This window comes from Streptomyces sp. NPDC018045, assembly GCF_044327445.1.
Taxonomy (GTDB): domain Bacteria; phylum Actinomycetota; class Actinomycetes; order Streptomycetales; family Streptomycetaceae; genus Streptomyces.
Genome location: NZ_JBIRFL010000001.1, coordinates 254036 through 272282, shown reverse-complemented (window position 1 = coordinate 272282; position 18247 = coordinate 254036). Strand labels below are relative to the sequence as shown.

General features: G+C 74.9%; 16 protein-coding genes. 7 read left to right on the top strand and 9 right to left on the bottom strand.

Annotation, left to right across the window (positions count from 1 at the left end):
* Positions 1–19: 19 nt before the first annotated feature.
* From ACH4EB_RS01070 to ACH4EB_RS01050, 5 genes are all read right to left on the bottom strand, one after another.
* Positions 20–1582 carry a phytoene desaturase family protein gene (locus ACH4EB_RS01070; protein WP_398345133.1) on the bottom strand — a complete coding sequence of 521 codons (1563 nt, stop codon included), beginning with the start codon at positions 1580–1582 and terminating at the stop codon, positions 20–22.
* Positions 1583–1789: 207 nt separating this feature from the next.
* Positions 1790–2410, bottom strand: coding sequence for a DUF4126 domain-containing protein (locus tag ACH4EB_RS01065; protein WP_398345132.1), 621 nt, complete (start codon positions 2408–2410; stop codon positions 1790–1792).
* Between the two features lie 445 nt (positions 2411–2855).
* Positions 2856–3467: a TetR/AcrR family transcriptional regulator gene (locus tag ACH4EB_RS01060; protein WP_398345131.1), complete on the bottom strand. Its 612-nt coding sequence runs from the start codon at positions 3465–3467 to the stop codon at positions 2856–2858.
* 35 nt (positions 3468–3502) lie between these two features.
* Positions 3503–5710, bottom strand: a complete 2208-nt coding sequence (locus ACH4EB_RS01055) for a YhgE/Pip family protein (RefSeq protein WP_398345130.1) — start codon at positions 5708–5710, stop codon at positions 3503–3505.
* A complete protein-coding gene (locus ACH4EB_RS01050) occupies positions 5682–6485 on the bottom strand; it encodes an ATP-binding cassette domain-containing protein (RefSeq protein ID WP_398345129.1) in 804 nt (267 codons plus the stop codon). The genes ACH4EB_RS01055 and ACH4EB_RS01050 overlap by 29 nt, the downstream gene beginning before the upstream one ends.
* A gap of 225 nt (positions 6486–6710) precedes the next feature.
* Here ACH4EB_RS01050 and ACH4EB_RS01045 point away from each other — a divergent pair, with 225 nt between their 5' ends.
* The 5 genes from ACH4EB_RS01045 (at position 6711) to ACH4EB_RS01025 (ending at position 9988) form a co-directional block, all read left to right on the top strand.
* Positions 6711–7196 (top strand): SAV_6107 family HEPN domain-containing protein, encoded by a 486-nt coding sequence (locus ACH4EB_RS01045; protein WP_398345128.1) that lies wholly within the window; start codon positions 6711–6713, stop codon positions 7194–7196.
* Between the two features lie 229 nt (positions 7197–7425).
* On the top strand, positions 7426–8181 hold the full coding sequence (locus tag ACH4EB_RS01040; protein WP_398345127.1) for a methyltransferase: 756 nt from the start codon (positions 7426–7428) through the stop codon (positions 8179–8181).
* 258 nt (positions 8182–8439) lie between these two features.
* Positions 8440–8853, top strand: a complete 414-nt coding sequence (locus tag ACH4EB_RS01035; RefSeq protein WP_398345126.1) for a DUF3040 domain-containing protein — start codon at positions 8440–8442, stop codon at positions 8851–8853.
* 323 nt (positions 8854–9176) lie between these two features.
* Positions 9177–9374, top strand: a complete 198-nt coding sequence (locus ACH4EB_RS01030) for a hypothetical protein (RefSeq protein WP_398345125.1) — start codon at positions 9177–9179, stop codon at positions 9372–9374.
* A 14-nt stretch (positions 9375–9388) separates the two neighbouring features.
* Positions 9389–9988: an amidohydrolase family protein gene (locus ACH4EB_RS01025; protein ID WP_398345124.1), complete on the top strand. Its 600-nt coding sequence runs from the start codon at positions 9389–9391 to the stop codon at positions 9986–9988.
* A gap of 145 nt (positions 9989–10133) precedes the next feature.
* On the opposite strand, the gene ACH4EB_RS01020 is transcribed toward ACH4EB_RS01025, so the two are convergent.
* The 4 genes from ACH4EB_RS01020 to ACH4EB_RS01005 form a co-directional block, all read right to left on the bottom strand.
* On the bottom strand, positions 10134–12668 hold the full coding sequence (locus ACH4EB_RS01020; protein ID WP_398345123.1) for a transglutaminaseTgpA domain-containing protein: 2535 nt from the start codon (positions 12666–12668) through the stop codon (positions 10134–10136).
* Positions 12665–14074, bottom strand: coding sequence for a DUF58 domain-containing protein (locus ACH4EB_RS01015; protein WP_398345122.1), 1410 nt, complete (start codon positions 14072–14074; stop codon positions 12665–12667). Before ACH4EB_RS01015 ends, ACH4EB_RS01020 begins: the two co-directional genes overlap by 4 nt.
* Positions 14074–15132 carry an AAA family ATPase gene (locus ACH4EB_RS01010; RefSeq protein WP_398345121.1) on the bottom strand — a complete coding sequence of 353 codons (1059 nt, stop codon included), beginning with the start codon at positions 15130–15132 and terminating at the stop codon, positions 14074–14076. Before ACH4EB_RS01010 ends, ACH4EB_RS01015 begins: the two co-directional genes overlap by 1 nt.
* 385 nt (positions 15133–15517) lie before the next feature.
* A complete protein-coding gene (locus ACH4EB_RS01005; protein ID WP_398345120.1) occupies positions 15518–16075 on the bottom strand; it encodes a beta-class carbonic anhydrase in 558 nt (185 codons plus the stop codon).
* A 494-nt stretch (positions 16076–16569) separates the two neighbouring features.
* Here ACH4EB_RS01005 and rsmH point away from each other — a divergent pair, with 494 nt between their 5' ends.
* The gene (gene rsmH / locus ACH4EB_RS01000) at positions 16570–17529 is read left to right on the top strand and encodes a 16S rRNA (cytosine(1402)-N(4))-methyltransferase RsmH (RefSeq protein WP_398345119.1); all 960 of its coding nucleotides are present in this window, start codon (positions 16570–16572) and stop codon (positions 17527–17529) included.
* On the top strand, positions 17526–18242 hold the full coding sequence (locus ACH4EB_RS00995) for a septum formation initiator family protein (RefSeq protein ID WP_398345118.1): 717 nt from the start codon (positions 17526–17528) through the stop codon (positions 18240–18242). Before rsmH ends, ACH4EB_RS00995 begins: the two co-directional genes overlap by 4 nt.
* Positions 18243–18247: the final 5 nt, after the last annotated feature.

The following is an 18247-nucleotide window of genomic DNA, read 5'->3' as shown; positions in this document are numbered from 1 at the left end:
CCTGCGGGGATCCCGTCGCTCACTCGGAGCCGCGCCAGTCGTCCCCGTTGACGATCAGGCCCGCGACCAGGGCGCCCGACATTCCCGCGTGCGCCGGCCCGCCGCCCGGATGCGTCCACCCGCCGACCGCGTAAAGCCCCGGTATGCGGGTGCGGTTGGCGGGGCGCAGGAAGCGGCCCCCGGCGCCGGCCAGTGCCGGACCCGGCACCGACTCGCCCTCGGCGGGCGGGAGCACGGCCCGCCACAGCACCCGCTCCCGCAGCCCCGGTATCGCCGCCTCGGCGGCCGCCACCAGTCGGTCGGCGGCTGCCGCCTGCGCGGCCGTCTCCTCGGCGACCGGACTTCCCGGCGCCGTCCGCGCGGGCCCCGGGCCCGCCAGCGGCAGGGCCAGATCCCCGTACGGCGCGACCGCGGCGCTCAGTGTCACGGCCTCGTGGCCGTCGTCGGGCCGGGACTCCGGGTCGTCCGGGCGCAGCACGGTCACCGTCGGACGGTCGCACAGCGCCCCCGGGCCCGCCCCGAAGAGCGCCGCCAGCTCCGCCGCCCGGTCGGCCGCGTGGACCACCGTGCGGTGGGCCGCGCCGGCCGGGCGGGGACCGCGCAGCGCGAGGGCGACCGTGAACCGCCCCGGCGTCCGGCGGGCCGCGTCGGCGTCGGGCCGCACGTCGTCCGCGCCCCACGGCTCCGCGCCCTTGAGCAGCGCCGTCAGCCGGCCGGGCGCCACCCCCGCGACGACGGTGTCCGCCTCGACGCACCCGCCGTCGCGCAACTCCAGGCCCGCCGCCCGGCCGTCCGCCTCGACGACGCGCGTCACCTCGGCGCCGAAGGCGAACTCCACCTTCCGCGCCAGGCAGCGCTCGTACAGCGCGTCGGCCAGCGCCCGGATGCCGCCGCGCGGATACCAACTTCCGAAAGTCTGCTCCATGTACGGCAGGATGGCGGCGCTCGCGGGAACGGTGCGCGGGTCGAAGCCGTACGCCAGGGCGTAGCTCTCCAGGAGGGCGGCCAGCCGCGGGTCCGCCAGCTCATGCGCGGCGATCTCGGCGAGGGTCGCGTCCGTCACCGGCTTGCGGCGCCCGAACAGCCCGCGCCGGGGCAGCGCCGGATACGGCTCCCGCCCGAGCACCTGCCAGTCGGGCCACAGCGGCTCCTCCAGCAGCGGCCGGCGTGTACGGTCCCAGGCGTCGCGGGCGCGGCCCAGGAACGCGCTCCAGCGCTCACCCGCGCCCGCGCCCAGCGCGTCGTCCAGCGCCGCGAGGACGCCGGCCCGCGACGCGTTCGGCAGGCAGACGGCCGTGCCGTCGGCGAAGACATGGCGGGCGGCCGGATCGACCTGGGACAGCTCGACGACGCTCTCCAGCGGCTCGCGGCCGGTCTTGACGAACAGGTCGCGGTAGACCGCGGGCAGATGCAGCAGCCCGGGGCCCGTGTCGAAGCCGAACCCCGCCCGCTCGAACCGGCGCACCGCGCCGCCGTACGTCGCCTCACGCTCGTACACCGCCACCCGGTGGCCCGCGACGGCCAGCCGGGCGGCGGCCGCCATCGCGCCCATCCCGGCGCCGATCACCGCAATCCGTGCCATGCCTGCGACTTTATCCGGCACCACTGACAACGCCGCTGCGGCCCGGCAGCGACGGCCCCGCCCGGCCCGGCCACCCCCGCCCGACCTGTGCCGCCCGGCCCGGCCTGCGTCCCCCGGCCGGCCGCCCCGCCTCGCCCCGGCCCGTGCCGCCCGGGTCCGTCCGTGCCGCGACCGGTCCGGCTCCCGGGCCCGTTTCCCGCTCCCGGCTCAGCCCGCCGGCGCCCGGTCCTCGCGCGCCGCCGCAAGGTGCCGCTCCGCCCGCCGCTGCCGCCTGCGCCGCAGGAAGCGCCGTACTCGCGACCACAGGAACGCCACCAGCACGATCCCGCCGATCAGCAGTACCCCGGCGATGATCGCCGCCGCCACCGGGTGGAACACCGCGAAGACGACGATGCCCGCGACCCCGAGGTCCTCCAGGGTGCTCAGCACGAAGTTGCTGGCCGGTTCGGGCGAGGTGTTCACCGCCATTCGCGTACCCGCCTTGACCAGGTGGCTGACCAGCGCGCTGGTGCCGCCCACCGCGCCCGCCGCCAGCTCCGGCAGGGACCCGTCGTGGCCCGCCAGCAGCGCCGCCACGACCCCGCCGGACACCGGCCGGATCACCGTGTGCACGGCGTCCCAGACCGAGTCCACGTACGGGATCTTGTCGGCGACCGCCTCGCACAGGAAGAGCGCCCCCGCGACGATCAGCACATCGGTGCGCTGCAACGAGCCGGGCACCTCGTCGGCGGCCCCGGTGGCGCCGAGCAGGCCGAGGAGCAGCACGACGGCATAGGCGTTGATGCCGCTGGCCCATCCACTGGTGAAGACAAGGGGGAGTACGGACACGCAGGAGATCGTAACCAGCCGCTGCGCGCCGGTGCTCAGGTTTGAGTATCCGTACTCAGTCGCCGAGATGAGTAGGTACGCGGATGGGCCGCGACCTGCGCAGACGGAAGAGTGGGCACCACGGAAGGGACGCCGGGCCGGCACCGCCGGCACGGGGCGGCGGAACGGCACGGCAGCCCGGACGTGACGGGGGAGCACGGGGGAAGCAAGGGGGCTCCACGGGGGAAAGCACGGGGGGATGGAGCCCCACGGGGGAGGCGCTGTCCTGGACGGATCGCCGGGGGAACGATCCGGCCGGGGCAGCGCGCCTGGTACGGACAGCGGCGGCGGCCGGCACACGATGCCGGCCGCCGCCGCTGTGTGCGCCCCGGGGCGGTCGCACGGGCGCCCGCGCGGGCGCGTGGGCGCGCGGGCCGCCCTACGGGTGCGTGCGTACGTCCCCGTCCTACGGGTGCCCGCTCACCCGCCCCTGGAGGAGCCGTGACAGGGACGCGTGCACGTCGTCGATCGACCGGTGCGGCTGGTAGGACCGCCAGTCCAGCGCCGCCACCAGCACCATCCCGAACAGCGCGGACGCGGTCAGCGGGATGTCGATGTCCTCGCTCAGCTCGCCGTCCGCCACCGCCTCCCGGAGCACGCCCTCCACGACCGTGATCGCCCGCTCCCGCACCACCATCAGCGTCGACTGCCACGCCCGGTTCGTGCGCCACAGCTCGGCGACGTAGAGCTGGGTCAGCGCGGGATAGCGGGCGATGAAGTCCAGCCCGGCCCGGATCATCGCGTCCAGCGCGTCCACCCGGGTGCCGCCCCGGGCCGCCGACGCGTCGGCGGCCTCCTGGAGGGAGGTGGCCAGCAGCTCGATGCCGTGCCGCAGCAACTCCTCGAAGAGCTCGTTCTTGCTCGCGAAGTTGTAGTACACGGTGCCCTTCGCGACACCCGCCCGCTCGGCGATCTCGTCCACCGTCGTCGAGGAGAAGCCCTGTTCGGCGATGAGCGTGACGGCGGCCTCGAAGAGCTTGCGCCGGGTGGCCTGGCGGCGCGTGCTGGAGCTGTCCATGGGGGAGATTGTGCCGTTCCCGGCGGCCCGCGCGCTCACAGACTCAGCTCCGGGTGGAGGTCCTTCAACCGGACGACCTGCTTCCCGCGCGCCGCCCAGGCGGTGAGCGCGAGCGCCGCCACGGTGAAGGCGAGCAGGACGACGCCGCCCTGCCACACCGGGGTGAGGTCACCGCCCGTGATGAGCCGCCGCAGCCCCTCGACGATGTAACTCATCGGCAGATACGGGTGGACGGCGTTGAAGAACCCGGGGCTGGTCTGCACCGGGTACGTACCGCCCGCCGACGTGAGCTGGAGCATCAGCAGCGCCAGGACCAGGATGCGTCCCGCCGGTCCGAAGCGGGCGTTCAGCCACTGCACGATCGCCGCGAAGCACGCCGTGGCGAGCAGCAGGAACCCGATCGTGCCGGCCGGCCGTTCCATCCGGAGGCCGAGTCCGAAGTGCAGGACGCTCATCAGGGCCGCCGTCTGGAGCACCCCGAGGGCGAACACCGGCAGCCACCCGGAGACCGCGATCCGCCAGGCGCCCGCGCCCATGGCGAGCGCGCGCCGGTTGAGCGGCGGGATCAGCATGTACGCGACCATCGCCCCGACCCAGAGGGAGAGCGGGATGAAGTACGGGGCGAAGCCGGTGCCGTAGTTGGGGGCGCGGTGCGCCGCCTGGGAGGCGAGCTGGACCGGGTCGGACATCACGCGCGAACGGGCGTCCCGGTCCCGCTTGTCGTAGTCGGGGATCTGCCGCACGCCGTCGTGCAGTCCGCCCGCCAGTTTGCCGGAGCCGTCGGACAGCTTGAACATGCCGCCGTACAGCGACTGAGCGCCGTCCAGCAGCTTGCCGACACCCCGGTCGAGGTCGCCCGCGCCGGACGCGGCGCGGCCGGCGCCCTCGTGCAGTCGCCGGGCGCCGTCGGCCGCCTGCCCCGCGCCGTCCGCCAGCTTCCCGGTCCCGGCGGCCAGCTCGGCGGCGCCCGCGGAGACCTGGTGAGCGCCCGCGTCGAGCTGGTTGATCTTCTTGACCGCGGCGTCCAGGTCGGCTCCCAGGGTCGGGCCGCGCCGGGCCAGTTCGCCCGCCAGGCGGTGCAACGCGTCGAGGTCGCGGCCGAGCCGGTCGAGGTTCTTCCGGTCGTGCACGTAGCCGCTGATCTCCTCGGCTTTGTCCGCCGCGGCGGCCGCCTGCTCCGTGAGCTGCTTCAGTTCGGCGCAGGAGGCGTCGGGCCGCGCCCCGGTGCCGCAGCGCTGCCGGTGGAAGGCCGCGAGGTGGTCCGCCATCCCCCGGGAGAGCCGGGCGCCCGCGTCGGCCGCGCGCGGCAGCTTGTCCAGGTTGTCGCGTACGGCCCGGGAACCGTCGGCGACCACCTGGGCGATGCGGCCGATCTCCTTGCCGTGCGCCCGGACGAAGGGGCCGACCTCGTCCGCCATGCCGTTGACCTTGTCGGCCAGTTGCCGGGTGCCCTGCGCCACCCGGCCGGAACCGGCGGCCAGCCGGCCCGCTCCGCGGGACGCGGCGGACGCCCCCGCGGAGAGGTCGGCGGTGCCCGCGGAGAGCTCGCCGGCGCCCGCGTCGAGGTCCTTCAGGCCGGCGACCAGCGTGCCGCTGCCGTCCTTCGCCGTACCCAGCCCGTCCTTGAGCCTGCCGGTGCCGTCCTGGGCCCGCCCGATGCCGTCCTTGAGCCGGCCGGCGCCGTCCGCGGCCTCCTGGGTCTTGTCGTGCAGCGTCGAGAAGGAGACGAAGATGTTGTCGTAGAAGCCGCGCGAGGACTTCGCCGAGGCCGCCGAGCGCACCTCGGAGAAGACCGTGCGGGAGATCTGCCCGACGATGTAGTTGTTGGCGTCGTTCGTGCGGACCCGGAGGGCACCGGTCTCCGGGTGGTCGCCCGAACTGGACGCGATCCGCTTGCTGAAGTCCTCGGGGACGGTCAGCGACAGATAGTACGAGCCGTCCTCGACGCCCTGCTCGGCCTCCTGGGCGCCGACCTCGTGCCAGTCGAAGGTGTGACTGTCGCGCAGGCCGTCGACGATGCTGTCACCGGCCGCGATCTTCTTGCCCTTGGCCTCGGCCCCCGCGTCCTCGTTGACGAGCGCGACGGGGATCTTGTCCAGGCGCCCGTACGGGTCCCAGAAGGAGAACAGGTACAGCGCGCCGTACAGGAGCGGCAGGAGGAGCAGGGCGATCAGCGCCGCCATCGGCAGCTTGCCCCTCCCGAACCGTTTCAGTTCAAGCGCGGCCAGCCTCGGCGAGCGCATCAGCCGCCCCCTTCCCGTCGTCGCGGGCCCTCGTGCCGTCGGTGCCGCGCGCGGTTTCCGCGCCGCTTCCGGTGCCGCGCGCGGCGGTACGGACCACGACCGCGCCGTCCGGCGCCTGGCTGCACACCGCGAGCACGGTCGTCCCGGACTCCGCCAGGGCGCGCAGTGTCGCCCAGATGTCCGCGCGTTCGGCATCGGAGAGCTTCAGGTCGGTGTCGTCGACAGCGAGCAGACGCGGTTGGCCGATCAGCGCCAGGGCGATCGACAGGCGCAGCGCCTCCGGCCGTTCCAGGTCGCGTACGGCGGTCCGGTCGCCCTTGGGCAGGGTGTCCAGGTCCAGACCGGCCGCCTCCAGGGCCGTGTCGATCCGGGCGCGGGCCGCTGCGGTACGCTCCCGGCTCGGGCGCAGCAGCGCGCGCAGCGCGTCACCGAACCGGCGTTGCAGCAAGGTGCGTTCGCGCAGATGCTCGGCCACGGTCAGCGCGGGTTCGAGATCGGTGACACCGGGTACGTGCGCAAGAGCGGTGACCGCTCGTACCGCCGCCTTCTTCTTCGGCAGCGGCAGGCCCGCGACCTCGGCCGTGCCGGCGGTGGTCGCCATCCGGCCGGTGAGCGCGAGCAGCAGGCAGGTACGTCCCGAGCCGGACGGGCCCTCCACGGCGATCAGCGACCCGGGCCGCGCCGCGAGGCCGACGTCCCGGAAGGCCCAGCCGCGCGGGCCCCGGAGGCCGTAGCCGGTGGCGGTGACGGCCGCCCCGTGCGGGGTGCTGTGCACGTTCCCCTCCCTTGAACTGACCAGTCAGTGCAAAAAGTATGCGCAGTCTTGTCATGTCTCCGCAAGAGGGTCCGAGGAGGCCGCCCGCTTTCCGGCGAACGGAGGGATCTCTTCGCATTACCCCTGTATTCCGGGGAAAGAGCAGGTCAGAGCCGATTGTCAGTGGTGTGCCGCACGATGGCCCCATACGGTCCCGAACCGTCATGCGACGACAGGAGGTTCGTCATGGCAGCCAGTTCGGCCGCGGGCAGCTCCGCGGCGTACGGCCCTCCGGGCGATGTCCACCCCGTCCTGCGCCGGGCGGCCGCGCCGCCCGCCGCCCTCGACCTGCTCGCCCAGGCGCAGCGCGGCATCGACGAGGCCCGCGGCCTGGAAACCCCCAACGAGCGCTATGCCACCGCCCACCTCGCCGCGCTGCGTACGGCGGCCGCCGTCCTCGCCGTGCGCGGCCGCCCGGAGACCAGCCTCCGCCGCCGGCAGCGCATCCGCAGCGCCTGGGAGGTGTTGCCCGAAGTCGCTCCCGAACTGGCGGAGTGGAGCGCGCTGTTCGCCTCCGGCGCCCAGCGTCGCGCCCGCGCCGAGGCGGGCATAGCCGGCGCGGCCGGTCCGCGCGACGCCGACGACCTGCTCCGCGACGTGGCGATGTTCCTGCGCCTGGTGGAACGGATGTTGCTCCTCCAGCCGGTGCTGCCTTCGCAGCGGGCGGGGTGAGGGGGTGCGCCCGGGATGAGGCCGGGGCGAGACGGAGGGCGGCCCGGGGCCTGCCCGGCCGGGTGCCGACCGGGGCCCCCCCGGCGGCGCCCCCGCCCGTCCGGCGGGTGACCGCTCCGCGCGCCCGCCCTCACCCGCCGCGGCGCACCCGCACCGCGGCGGGGGTACGGCGTGGAACGCAATAGGGTGGTACCCATCAGTTCCTGCCCCCGTCGAGGAGCCACCCGCCGTGTCTGACCCGCTGCGCCCGCGCGCATCCCTTCGTACCGCCGTGGTCTGGGAGGTTCTCAAAGACGCCCTGGAGCGCCGGGCCGAGGCCGCCGGGCAGGACGCCCTCGACGTCCTGGACACCGGTGGCGGCACGGGCAACTTCGCCGTGCCGGTCGCGCGCCTGGGCCACCGCGTCACGGTGGTGGACCCCAGCCCCAACGCCCTGTTCGCCCTGGAGCGGCGGGCCGCCGAGGCCGGCGTCGCCGACCGGGTGCGCGCGGTGCAGGGCGACGCCCACGGGCTGTTCGACGTGGTCGAGCCCGGCGGCTACGACGCCGTGCTCTGTCACGGCGTGCTGGAGTACGTGGACGACCCGGCCGAGGGCGTACGCAACGCGGTCGGCGCGCTGCGCCCGGCCGGCACCCTGAGCCTGCTCGCCGCCGGACTCGGCGGCGCCGTCCTCGCCCGCGCCCTGGCGGGCCACTTCACCGAGGCCAGGAACGCCCTGACGGACCCGGCGGGCCGCTGGGGCGTCGGCGACCCGGTGCCCCGGCGCTTCACCGCCGAGCAGCTCACCGGGCTGGTCTCGGACACCGGCCTGAAGGTCGGCGCCGTGCACGGCGTACGGGTCTTCGCCGACCTGGTGCCCGGCGTGCTCGTGGACACCGAGCCCGGCGCCATGGACGCCCTGCTCGAACTGGAGGCAGCCGCCGCCGAGCAGCCCGCGTTCCACTCGGTCGCCACCCAGCTCCACGTCCTCGCCGAGCGCGCCTGACGCCCCCGGCCTGATCGCCCTGTGCGTGCAGTCGGCCACAGGCCACCCGATCAGCCGCTTCGCCCCGTATGATCGGGGTACAGCGTCCGGCATGACGGATTGGCGGGTGGGGAATGCAGGCTGCAAGCACCACCGACCGCCGTGGCGGCCCGGACAGTGAATTGGCGTAGAGGGGCGGGTTTCACGGGGGCGATTCCCTGCCTATCCTGAAAGGGTCGCACCCGGTCGCCCCCCGCGACCGACGAGTAGGAGGACTCCGTGCCGCTCTCGGAGCACGAGCAGCGAATGCTCGAGCAAATGGAGCGAGCGCTGTACGCCGAAGATCCCAAGTTCGCGACAGCGCTTGAGGGAAGCGGGCTGCGTACGTACACCCGGCGACGGGTCTACCAAGCGGTCGCGGGCTTCCTGGTAGGTATCGCGCTCCTCATGGCCGGAATGGTCGCACAGCAGATCTGGGTCAGCGTGGTGGGCTTCCTCGTCATGCTGGGCTGCGCGGTGCTCGCGGTCACGGGATGGCGCAAGGCCCCCAAGCCGGGCGAGCAGCAGGCCGCGGCAGGCGGCCGCGCGGACCCCGGCGGCACACCCGCCCGCCGCCAGGCCAGGCAGCGCCGCTCGATGATGGCCCGGATCGAGAGCCGCTGGCAGCGCCGCCGCGACGAACAGGGCCACTGACCGGCCCGCGGACTTCCTCCTCGTCCGCGTCCTCAGCTCATGGAAGCGGCCGTCCGGAACCGGGCGGCCGCTTCCGCGTGCCCGGGCCGATACCCGGGACGCCTCCGGCTCCTCCCGTCCGTCCGCCTTCGCTCTTTGCACCCGCGAGCGCAAATCGGCCAACTTTCCGGCCCTCCGCACGAGCTGCTTCCGTACGCCGACGGGTCGGCCGGTCGGTCGGCCCAGCGGTCCACCGGCACGCACCGGCTGGGGTCCGGGTAAGCGAACGCTTAGCCGCTTCCGTCGCAGCCGGTCGGAGCGCCGGCAGAGAGGCAGGGCACCCGATGCCGGTCATCGACGCGTGGATGCAGCACCCCACGCTCCGCCACTCCCACCACGAGATGTTCGAGCCGTTGCGCCGGTGGACGGGGCAGGGCCCGCTGGAGGAGCCGCTGCCGGTCGAGGCGACGGTGGCCGCGATGGCCGCCGCCGATGTCGAGATCGGGCTGTCGACGGCCTGGTACGGGCCCCAGGGCCACTGATCAGCAACGATGAGGTGGCCGAGTTCGTCGCCCGGTCCGACGGACGGCTGCGCGGGGTGGCCGGTGCGGACCTCACCCGGCCGGTCCGGGCCGTACGGGAACTGCGCCGCGCGGTGACGGAACGCGGCTTCGTGGCCCTGCGGATCGTGCCCTGGCTCTGGCAGCTCCCGCCCACCGACCGGCTGTACTACCCGCTGTGCGCCGCCTGCGTCGACCTCGGCATCCCGTTGTGCACCCAGGTCGGGCACACCGGCCCGCTGCGCCCTTCCGAGACCGGCCGCCCCATCCCGTACATCGACCGGATCGCGCTCGACTTCCCCGAGTTGACCATCGTGTGCGGACACATCGGCTACCCGTGGACCACGGAAATGATCGCGGTGGCCGACAAGCACGCGGGCGTCCACATCGACACCAGCGCCTGCACCGCCCGCCGCCACCCACCCGAACTGGTCGACTACCTGCGCGGCCGGGGCCGCGGGAAGGTGCTGTTCGGCACCAATCACCCCATGATCACTCCGGGCCGGGCGCTGGAACACCTCGGCGAACTGGACCTGGACGAGGAGACCACCGAGCTGTTCCTGTCCGGCAACGCCCGCCGGGTCTTCAGCCTCTGACCGCGCCGGGTCAGCGCCGGGCCCCTGAGGAGCGCGGCGAGTTGCGCTGCTCGTACGCCTCGGCATCCGACCGAGGAAGGCGGCCTTCGCGCAGGTCCGCCGCGGTGCGGTGCGGTGCACGGCCCGTCCCTGGGCGGGCCGGGGCCTACGTCCGCTCGCGGGACAGGCGCAAGGCAGCGGCCGCACGGCGCAGGGCGGCGGCCGGCGGGCTCGTCGTGCAGCGGGTCAGGAACGCCGACCAGCGGGACGAGAGGGCCCACAGGGCCCGGGCGGCCGAACGCGGAGCCAGGAGCGCGCGCAGGCGCAGGCGCCGGGACGCGGCGTCCCGCAGCCCGGTGCGGACGCGGCGCACCTCGTCGGCGAGGCCGGGGGCCGGGCGCGGGTCCGGTGCGTAGAGGACCTGTTCCACCGAGGCCGCGACGCGGTGGGCCGCATCCGCCGCCGTGCCGCGCAGCTCACCTATGCGTACGATGCGCTCCGCCGCCTTGCGCGGGGTCAGCGCGTCGTCCGGCAGGATGCCGTAGTCCCAGCCGGAGTCGACCAGCTCCCGCCAGGCCGCGAGCGTACGCGCGGTGCCGTACTGCCCGGGGGCGCTGCCCGGTGATTCCGGCGGCCCGGCGGCGGCCCCGGTGGCGGAGTCGGCCGCCGCGGGCTGCGCCGTGAGCGTGTGCGCCGGTCCGGTCCGGCCCGGACGGCTGCCCCGCAGGCGCCGGGAACGGGCCCGCAGTCGCCACAGCAGCGGCAGCACCGGTACCAGGAGCAGGACCAGCGCGCCGACGACACCGGCCGTGACCGTCCAGGGCGAGAGCCCGTCGTCGGCCGGACCGCTGGTCGACTGCGCGGGCGGCGTCCAGCAGGGGCCGACGCGCCGCTCGGCGGGGGCGCAGCTCTGCGAGGGCGACGGCCCCACGGGCGCCGCCGCCGAACGCGACGGCTGCGGCGCCGGGGCGTTCGTCCCGCCGGTGGACGGGGTGTCGGCGAGGGTGTAGTCGGGCGGTGTGCCGCGGCTCGGGGTCGGCTCGAAGCGCGTCCAGCCCGCCCCCTCGAAGTACAGCTCGGGCCAGGCGTGGGCGTCCTTGAGCCCCACCGAGGTCGAGCCGTCGCTCTGCCGGGTGCCGGGAGTGAAGCCGACCGCGACCCGGGCCGGTATGCCCAGCGTGCGGGCCATCGCCGCCATCGAGAAGGCGAAGTGCACGCAGAAGCCCTCCTTCTGCTCCAGGAACCGGGCGATGGCTTCGGTGCCGCTGCCGGCCCGCACCTCCGTGTTGTAGGTGAAGCCGCCGTTGAGCGAGAACCAGTCCTGGAGGCGGACCGCCTTGTCGTACGCCGACCCGGCGTCCCGCGTCACCTGCCGCGCGGTCTCGCGCACCACCGGGGGCAGCGAGTCCGGCACCTTGGTGTACTCCCGCGCCAGCTCGGCGGGCGGTGCGGGTGCCGCTTCGAGCTGCCGGGCCGTGGGCCGCACCAGCAGGCTCTCGACCTGATACTGCGCGCCACGGGTGTTCTGCCCGCGGTCGCCGACCAGCGTGCGGCCCTCCGGTTCGAAGCGCCAGCGCCCGGCGATGTCCACACGGGAGGCGGGGTAGGGCAGCGGCAGCCAGTTCTGGGCGTACCAAGGGGCGGTGGAGATGGCGGTGTTGACGGTGGTGACGTCCACCTTCGGGCTCAGCCCCGTGGGGTCGGGCAACCGGTCGGGCACGTCCTTGACGGCGCGCTCGGACGGCTTCCAGGCCGTACCGTCGAACTGGTCGAGCGCGACGATCCGCAGATACAGGTCGCGGGTGTCCGAAGCGGTGGTGCGGTAGTTGAGGACCTGCCGGTCCTCCGGCTGGTTCAGGCTGTTCTGGAGGGAGACCAGGGGGTTCACCGCGGAGATCGTGCCGCCGCCGGGGCCGCGGCCGGCCGCGGCCGGGCCCAGCAGCCCGCCGCCGAGGGAGGGCAGCACCGCGGGCACCACCAGGGCGACGCCCAGCACCAGCGCGCCGATCCGGCGGCCCGTACGGACCGGGGCGTGCGCCGGTCCGCCCGCGGCGGAGGCGTAGCTCTGCCCCTTGGCGATCGGCGGCCGTCCGGCGCCGGGGCTCCGGCCGCCGAACACCCGGCCCCACTGCGAGAGCCGGTCCCGGCCCTCGGCCAGGAGCAGCAGCAGATAGCCGGCTCCGGCGACCAGGAACCACAGCCAGCCCGCGCCGCCCCGGGAGAGGCCCGCCGCCACCGAATACAGCGCGAGCAGCGGCAGTCCGGCAGGCGCCGCGCTGCGGTACGTCACGGCCAGCGCATCCACCACCAGGCCGACCAGCAACACCCCGCCCACCAGCAGCAGGCGGATGCCGGCCGTCACCGGAGCCGGTATGGCGTAGCGGCTGACGTCGGCGACGCCCTCCTGCGTCAGCTCGCCGAGCTCCCGGAACGCGTCGGGACCGGGCAGCACCGCGCCGATCGCCTGGTCGTGCGCGAAGAGCACGGTGAGCAGCAGCAGTGCCACCACGGCCTGCGCCGCGACGGTCAGCGGCCGGGCCAGCGGCACCCGGCGGGCCAGCGCGCCCGCCCCGGACACGATCACCAGCAGGACCGCCGCCTGCATCATCCAGCCGACCGGCTCCGCCAGCGGCAGCAGCGCGCTGGACGCGCACAGCGTCGCCACCGCCGCGCACACCGTCAGCCGCGCCCGCCCGCTCATGTCGTCGCTCCGCTTCCCGGTGCCGCCACCGGCCCGGCAGCCCCGGAACCGGGGGCAGCCTCACCTGCCGTGGCGCGATCGCTGCTGCCCGAGGGCCCCTGCCGTACTCCGGCCACCCGGCCCGCCTCCTGCCACAGCGCCGCCAGTGAATCGCCCGGCGACACCGGCAGCGCCTTCCAACCCGCCTCACGGAGCATCCGCAGCCGCTCGTCGAGCCGCGACCCGGCCGTACCCCGCGACCAGGCGGCGCCGTCCAGGACGAACGCGACCGCCGTCCCGCTGCGCTGCCGCATCCGCCCGGCCACCGCGGCCTGCTCCTCGTCCAGGTCGCCGAAGAACGCGACCAGCAGCCCTTCGTTGCCACCGCGCAGGACGTCGTACGCCCGGGTCAGGCCCGGCTCGTCGGAGTGCTCCACCACGGCCAGGGTGTCCAGCAGCAGCCCGGCGGCGTCGGCGGACTCGCTGCCGCCCGCCCAGCCGCCGGCCCCGTCGGGACCCGGCACGGAGGTTCCCGTATCGGTCAGGAAGCGCACCGAGAAGCCGCGCTCCAGAAGGTGGGCCGCCGTCGACGCGGCGCCGGACACCGCCCATTCGAACGCCGAGTCCGGCCCGGACCCCTGGTGGGCCGTGCGCCGTGTGTCCAGGAGGACCGTGCAGCGCGCCTTCTGCGGCTGCTCCTCCCGGCGGACCATCAGCTCGCCGTGGCGCGCGGTGGAGCGCCAGTGGACGCGGCGCAGGTCGTCGCCGTGGCGGTAACCGCGGGGGATGACGTCGTCCTCGCCGGCCAGCGCGAGCGCGCGCTGCCGCCCGTCGCCGTACCCGGCGGCCTCGCCCGCGAGCCGCCCCGGCGGCAGCGGCTCGACCCGCGGCACCACCGTCAGGGTGTCCTGGTCGCTGAAGGAGCGGGTCAGCTCGCACATGCCGAACGGGTCGGACAGCCGAAGCTGCAACGGGCCCAGTGGATACCGTCCGCGCAGGTCGGACCGGACCCGGTAGGACACCTCGCGGCGGCCGCCCGCCTCCACCCGGTCCAGCACGAACCGCGGCCGCGGACCGAGCACGTACGGCACCCGGTCCTGGAGCATCAGCACCCCGGTGGGCAGCCGCGAGACGTTCTCCACACGAAGGAGCACCCGGGACTCGGCGGCGGCCGGCACCCGGCCGGGGGAGAGGGCCCGGCTGCCCGCGACGCGGTAGCGGGTGCGGTGCAGCACGACCGCGCACACCAGGGGCAGCGCGGCCAGCAGCAGCCCGACCCGGAGCAGGTCCGTCTGCCCGAGGGCGTACGCACACACGGCGGCCGCCACGCCCGCCGCCAGGAAGGACCGGCCGCGCGTCGTCAGCCCCGCGAAGGCGGTCCGCAGCCCGCCGGGCTCTGCGGCGTTTCCGATCCCCCCGGCCGTCATCAGTACCCCCGGACGCCGGGCGGCTGCTGCGCGGGCGGACCGGGCCACTGCTGCGCCGAGGGGTCGGGAACCGGCGTACGGCGCAGGATCTCGGCGACGACCTGCTCGGCCGTACGGCGGTTCAACTGGGCCTGAGCGGTCGGCAGCAGCCGGTGCGCCAGCACGGCCACCGCGAGCGCCTGCACGTCGTCCGGGAGCGCGTACTCCCGACCGGCCAGCGCCGCCGCGGCCTTCGCCGCGCGCAGCAGGTGCAGCGTCGCCCGCGGCGAGGCGCCCAGCCGCAGCTCGGGGTGGCTGCGGGTGGCGGCCACCAGATCCACCGCGTATCGGCGGACCGGGCCGGCGACGTGGACCGCGCGCACCGTGTCGATCAGCTTCAGTATCTCGTCGGCGTGCGCGACCGGCTGGAGTTCTTCGAGGGGCGAGGCGGCACCGTGCACGTCCAGCATCCGCAGCTCGGCCTCCGGGCTCGGGTAGCCGATCGAGACCCGCGCCATGAAGCGGTCCCGCTGCGCCTCCGGCAGGGGGTACGTGCCCTCCATCTCGACCGGGTTCTGGGTGGCGACGACCATGAAGGGCGCGGGCAGCTCGTAGGTCTGCCCGTCCATGGTGACCTGGCGCTCCTCCATCGACTCCAGCAGCGCGGACTGGGTCTTGGGCGAGGCGCGGTTGATCTCGTCACCGATCACGATCTGGGCGAAGACCGCGCCGGGCTTGAACTCGAAGTCGCGCCGCTGCTGGTCGTAGACGCTCACGCCCGTGATGTCCGACGGCAGCAGGTCGGGGGTGAACTGGATGCGCCGCACCGAGCAGTCGATGGACCGGGCCAGCGCCTTGGCGAGCATCGTCTTGCCCACGCCCGGCACGTCCTCGATGAGCAGATGGCCCTCGGCGAGCAGCACGGTCAGCGAGAGCCGCACGACGTCCGGCTTGCCCTCGATCACACCCTCCACCGACCTGCGGACCCGCTCCGCGGTGGTGGTCAGATCTCTCCCCACGCCCGGTTCCGCCCGCGCGGGGGGACCCCCAAGGCTCGCCTGCTCGTCATAGGTCGTCACCCGGCCCTCCTCGGCCCTTTCCCCGCGCTCCGCAGCGCACGGGATACCCCATCGCGGGCGCACGTCCTCCGTACGGACCGGCCCTCCCCGCCAGGCGCCGCCCCGGCCGCACGGCCGTGACGACGTCACTCACGCATTCTCGCCGCCCACGCCACTTCGCGTCATGGCCTGTGGACAACTCGGGCGCCGGGCCGCTTCGCACGGTCCCGCGCCCGGCCGCCCCGCTCGGCCACGCACCCGTGCCAAGCCGCCCGCCGGCCGGCGGCAGTACCCCGTTCCGGCCCGCTGAGCAGGGAGAACGACAGGGCCGGGCGGACGGACCGCCCGGCCCCACGGCAGTGGCTCACGGCCTCCCGGCCGCGGATCATCGGTGTCCTTCCGGCGCCTACTTCGGGTCGACCTCCCGCAGCAGACCCGTCGTCACATCGAAGACGAATCCCCGCACATCGTCCGTGTGCAGGAGGAAGGGCGAGGTCCGGACCCGCTGCATGGACTGCCGGACGTCCTCGTCGAGGTCCTTGAAGGCCTCGACCGCCCAGGTGGGGCGCTGTCCGACCTCGGCCGCCAGGTCGTGGCGGAAGTCCTCGGTCAGGCTGAGCAGCCCGCAGCCCGTGTGGTGGATGAGCACGACCGAGCGGGTGCCGAGCGCCCGCTGGCTGATCGTCAGGGAGCGGATGATGTCGTCGGTGACGACGCCGCCCGCGTTGCGGATGGTGTGGCAGTCGCCGAGCGCCAGGCCCAGCGCGTCGTGGAGGTCGAGGCGCGCGTCCATGCACGCCACGACGGCGACCTTGAGGACGGGCCGGGCGTCCATGCCCGGGTCGGTGAAGGCGGCGGCGTACTCCCGGTTGGCCTCGACGAGGCGGTCGGTGACCGTGCCACCCGTGGGGGCCACGGCGCTGTCGGCGGACGGGGGCAGCGGCTGCGAGGCAGGTATCGACATGGCAACACGGTAAGGGGCATTCGGCCGGTAAGGCTGCACGTCGGGGCGGTCACCGGGGGCATCGAGGCGTCTTGTGAGGTTTTCCACACGCCCCTGCCGACCGCCGCCGATCGGGTGAAAGCGGCCTTTTCGCCCTTGTCGGGGCCCGCGTCCCGGGCCGTCCCACGGCTCTCCGGAGCCACCGGAAATTTCTTCGGAAACACCCGGACGGCCGGTGCGGGACGCGCGGAACCGGTTGATTGACCCCGCGCGGCAGTGGACTAAAGTGGCGCGAAGTGGGAGGCGTGACGCTCTCCTTGGATCCCGAATCTTTCACGTGCGATCTGCACGTACGGCTCGGCCTCCTCCCGCTCCAGCCGGTCCGCCGACGGCACTTCCCCGTCGTCGGAGGGCCACTTCCCCTTCAGAGCGGGCGGGGACCAAGCGGTACGTGCGGCATTCCCCCAGCCAGCGGCCGGGGGGACCCACCTGCCGCCCACCCCATCGGAAGGCGCATGAGCAGCAACGATCGCCACGTACCCGTCATGCTCCAGAGGTGTCTGGACATGCTCGCCCCCGCGCTCGCCGAGCCCGGCGCGGTCGTCGTCGACTGCACGCTCGGCCTCGGGGGGCACAGCGAGGCGCTGCTCGCCACGTTCCCGGCAGCGCGCCTGATCGCCCTCGACCGCGACCCGGCGGCCCTGAAGCTGGCGGGGGAGCGCCTGGCGCCCCACGGGGACCGCGCCACCCTCGTGCACGCCGTCTACGACGAGCTCCCGCAGGTCCTGGACCGCCTCGGCGTCCCGCGCGTCCAGGGCGTCCTGTTCGACCTCGGGGTCTCCTCGATGCAGCTCGACGAGGCCGACCGCGGCTTCGCGTACGCGCAGGACGCGCCGCTCGACATGCGCATGGACCAGACGACCGGCATGAGCGCCGCCGAGGTCCTCAACACCTACCCGCCCGGCGAACTGGTCCGCATCCTGCGCGCGTACGGCGAGGAGAAGCAGGCCAAGCGGATCGTCGAGGCGGTCGTACGGGAGCGCGCCAAGGAGCCCTTCACCCGCAGCGCGCGCCTGGTGGAGCTGATCCGCGACGCGCTGCCGCAGGCCGCCAAGCGCACCGGCGGCAACCCCGCCAAGCGCACGTTCCAGGCGCTGCGCATCGAGGTCAACGCCGAACTGGCCGCCGTGGAGAGCGCCGTGCCGGCCGCCGTACGGGCCCTCGCGGTGGGCGGCCGGATCGCCGTGCTGTCGTACCAGTCCCTGGAGGACCGGATCGTCAAGCAGGTCTTCGCGGCGGGCGCGGCCAACACCGCGCCGCCCGGCCTGCCCGTCGTCCCCGAGCAGTACCAGCCGCGTCTGAAGCTGCTCACCCGCGGCGCCGAGCTGCCGACGGAGGAAGAGATCGCCGAGAACCGCCGCGCGGCCCCCGCCCGGCTGCGTGGCGCCGAGCGCATCCGCGAGGACATCGCGTGAACCGGCCGGGGCGGACGCGCTCGGGGCCGGGACGGCTCTCGGGCCTGTTCGCCTCGGGACCGGGGGGCACACCGGCGCGTACGCCGTTCGTGCTCCTCGTGGTGGTGCTGCTCGGCTCCGGTCTGATCACGCTGCTGCTGCTCAACTCCGCGCTCAACCAGGGCTCCTTCGAACTGAGCAAGCTGGAGAAGCGGACCAACGAGCTGACGGACGAGCAGCAGGCGCTCCAGCAGGAGGTGGACGCCTACTCGGCGCCGGGTGCGCTGGACGAGCGCGCCCGTGAGCTGGGCATGGTCCCCGGCGGCAGCCCGGCGTTCCTGGAACCGGACGGCACGGTACGCGGCAAGCCGGGCGCGGCCCCGGGCGGCACGGGGCCGATGAGCGCGCGCACCCCGGCGCGGATCGCCGTGCCGGGCCCCCGGCCGGCGCCGGGCCACGCCTCCGGACCCGGTCACGTCGTCGGCCCGGTCCCCGCCGTCGGCCCGGCCCACGCCCCCCGGCCGTCCGCCGGGCCGAAGCCGCCCGCCGCGCCCGCCGCCCCCGGCCCGGCGCTGCCGGACCGCCCGCTGCCCGACCATCCGATGCCCGCCGTCTCCGCACCCGGCCGCCCCCTGCCCGGCGTCCGGGACGCCGGGGGCCGGACGCCGGCGGGGCCCGCGCGCCAGGCCCCCGGCGCGGCGGCCGGCTCCGCTCCGACGACTTCCGGCAGGTGACCCCG

Coding starts and splice junctions, on each gene's coding strand:
- rsmH (WP_398345119.1), top strand. CDS start 16,570: ATGAGCAGCAACGATCGCCACGTACCCGTCATGCTCCAGAGGTGTCTG.
- ACH4EB_RS01005 (WP_398345120.1), bottom strand. CDS start 16,075: ATGTCGATACCTGCCTCGCAGCCGCTGCCCCCGTCCGCCGACAGCGCC.
- ACH4EB_RS01020 (WP_398345123.1), bottom strand. CDS start 12,668: ATGAGCGGGCGGGCGCGGCTGACGGTGTGCGCGGCGGTGGCGACGCTG.
- ACH4EB_RS01055 (WP_398345130.1), bottom strand. CDS start 5,710: ATGCGCTCGCCGAGGCTGGCCGCGCTTGAACTGAAACGGTTCGGGAGG.
- ACH4EB_RS01060 (WP_398345131.1), bottom strand. CDS start 3,467: ATGGACAGCTCCAGCACGCGCCGCCAGGCCACCCGGCGCAAGCTCTTC.
- ACH4EB_RS01015 (WP_398345122.1), bottom strand. CDS start 14,074: ATGACGGCCGGGGGGATCGGAAACGCCGCAGAGCCCGGCGGGCTGCGG.
- ACH4EB_RS01030 (WP_398345125.1), top strand. CDS start 9,177: ATGCCGGTCATCGACGCGTGGATGCAGCACCCCACGCTCCGCCACTCC.
- ACH4EB_RS01045 (WP_398345128.1), top strand. CDS start 6,711: ATGGCAGCCAGTTCGGCCGCGGGCAGCTCCGCGGCGTACGGCCCTCCG.
- ACH4EB_RS01070 (WP_398345133.1), bottom strand. CDS start 1,582: ATGGCACGGATTGCGGTGATCGGCGCCGGGATGGGCGCGATGGCGGCC.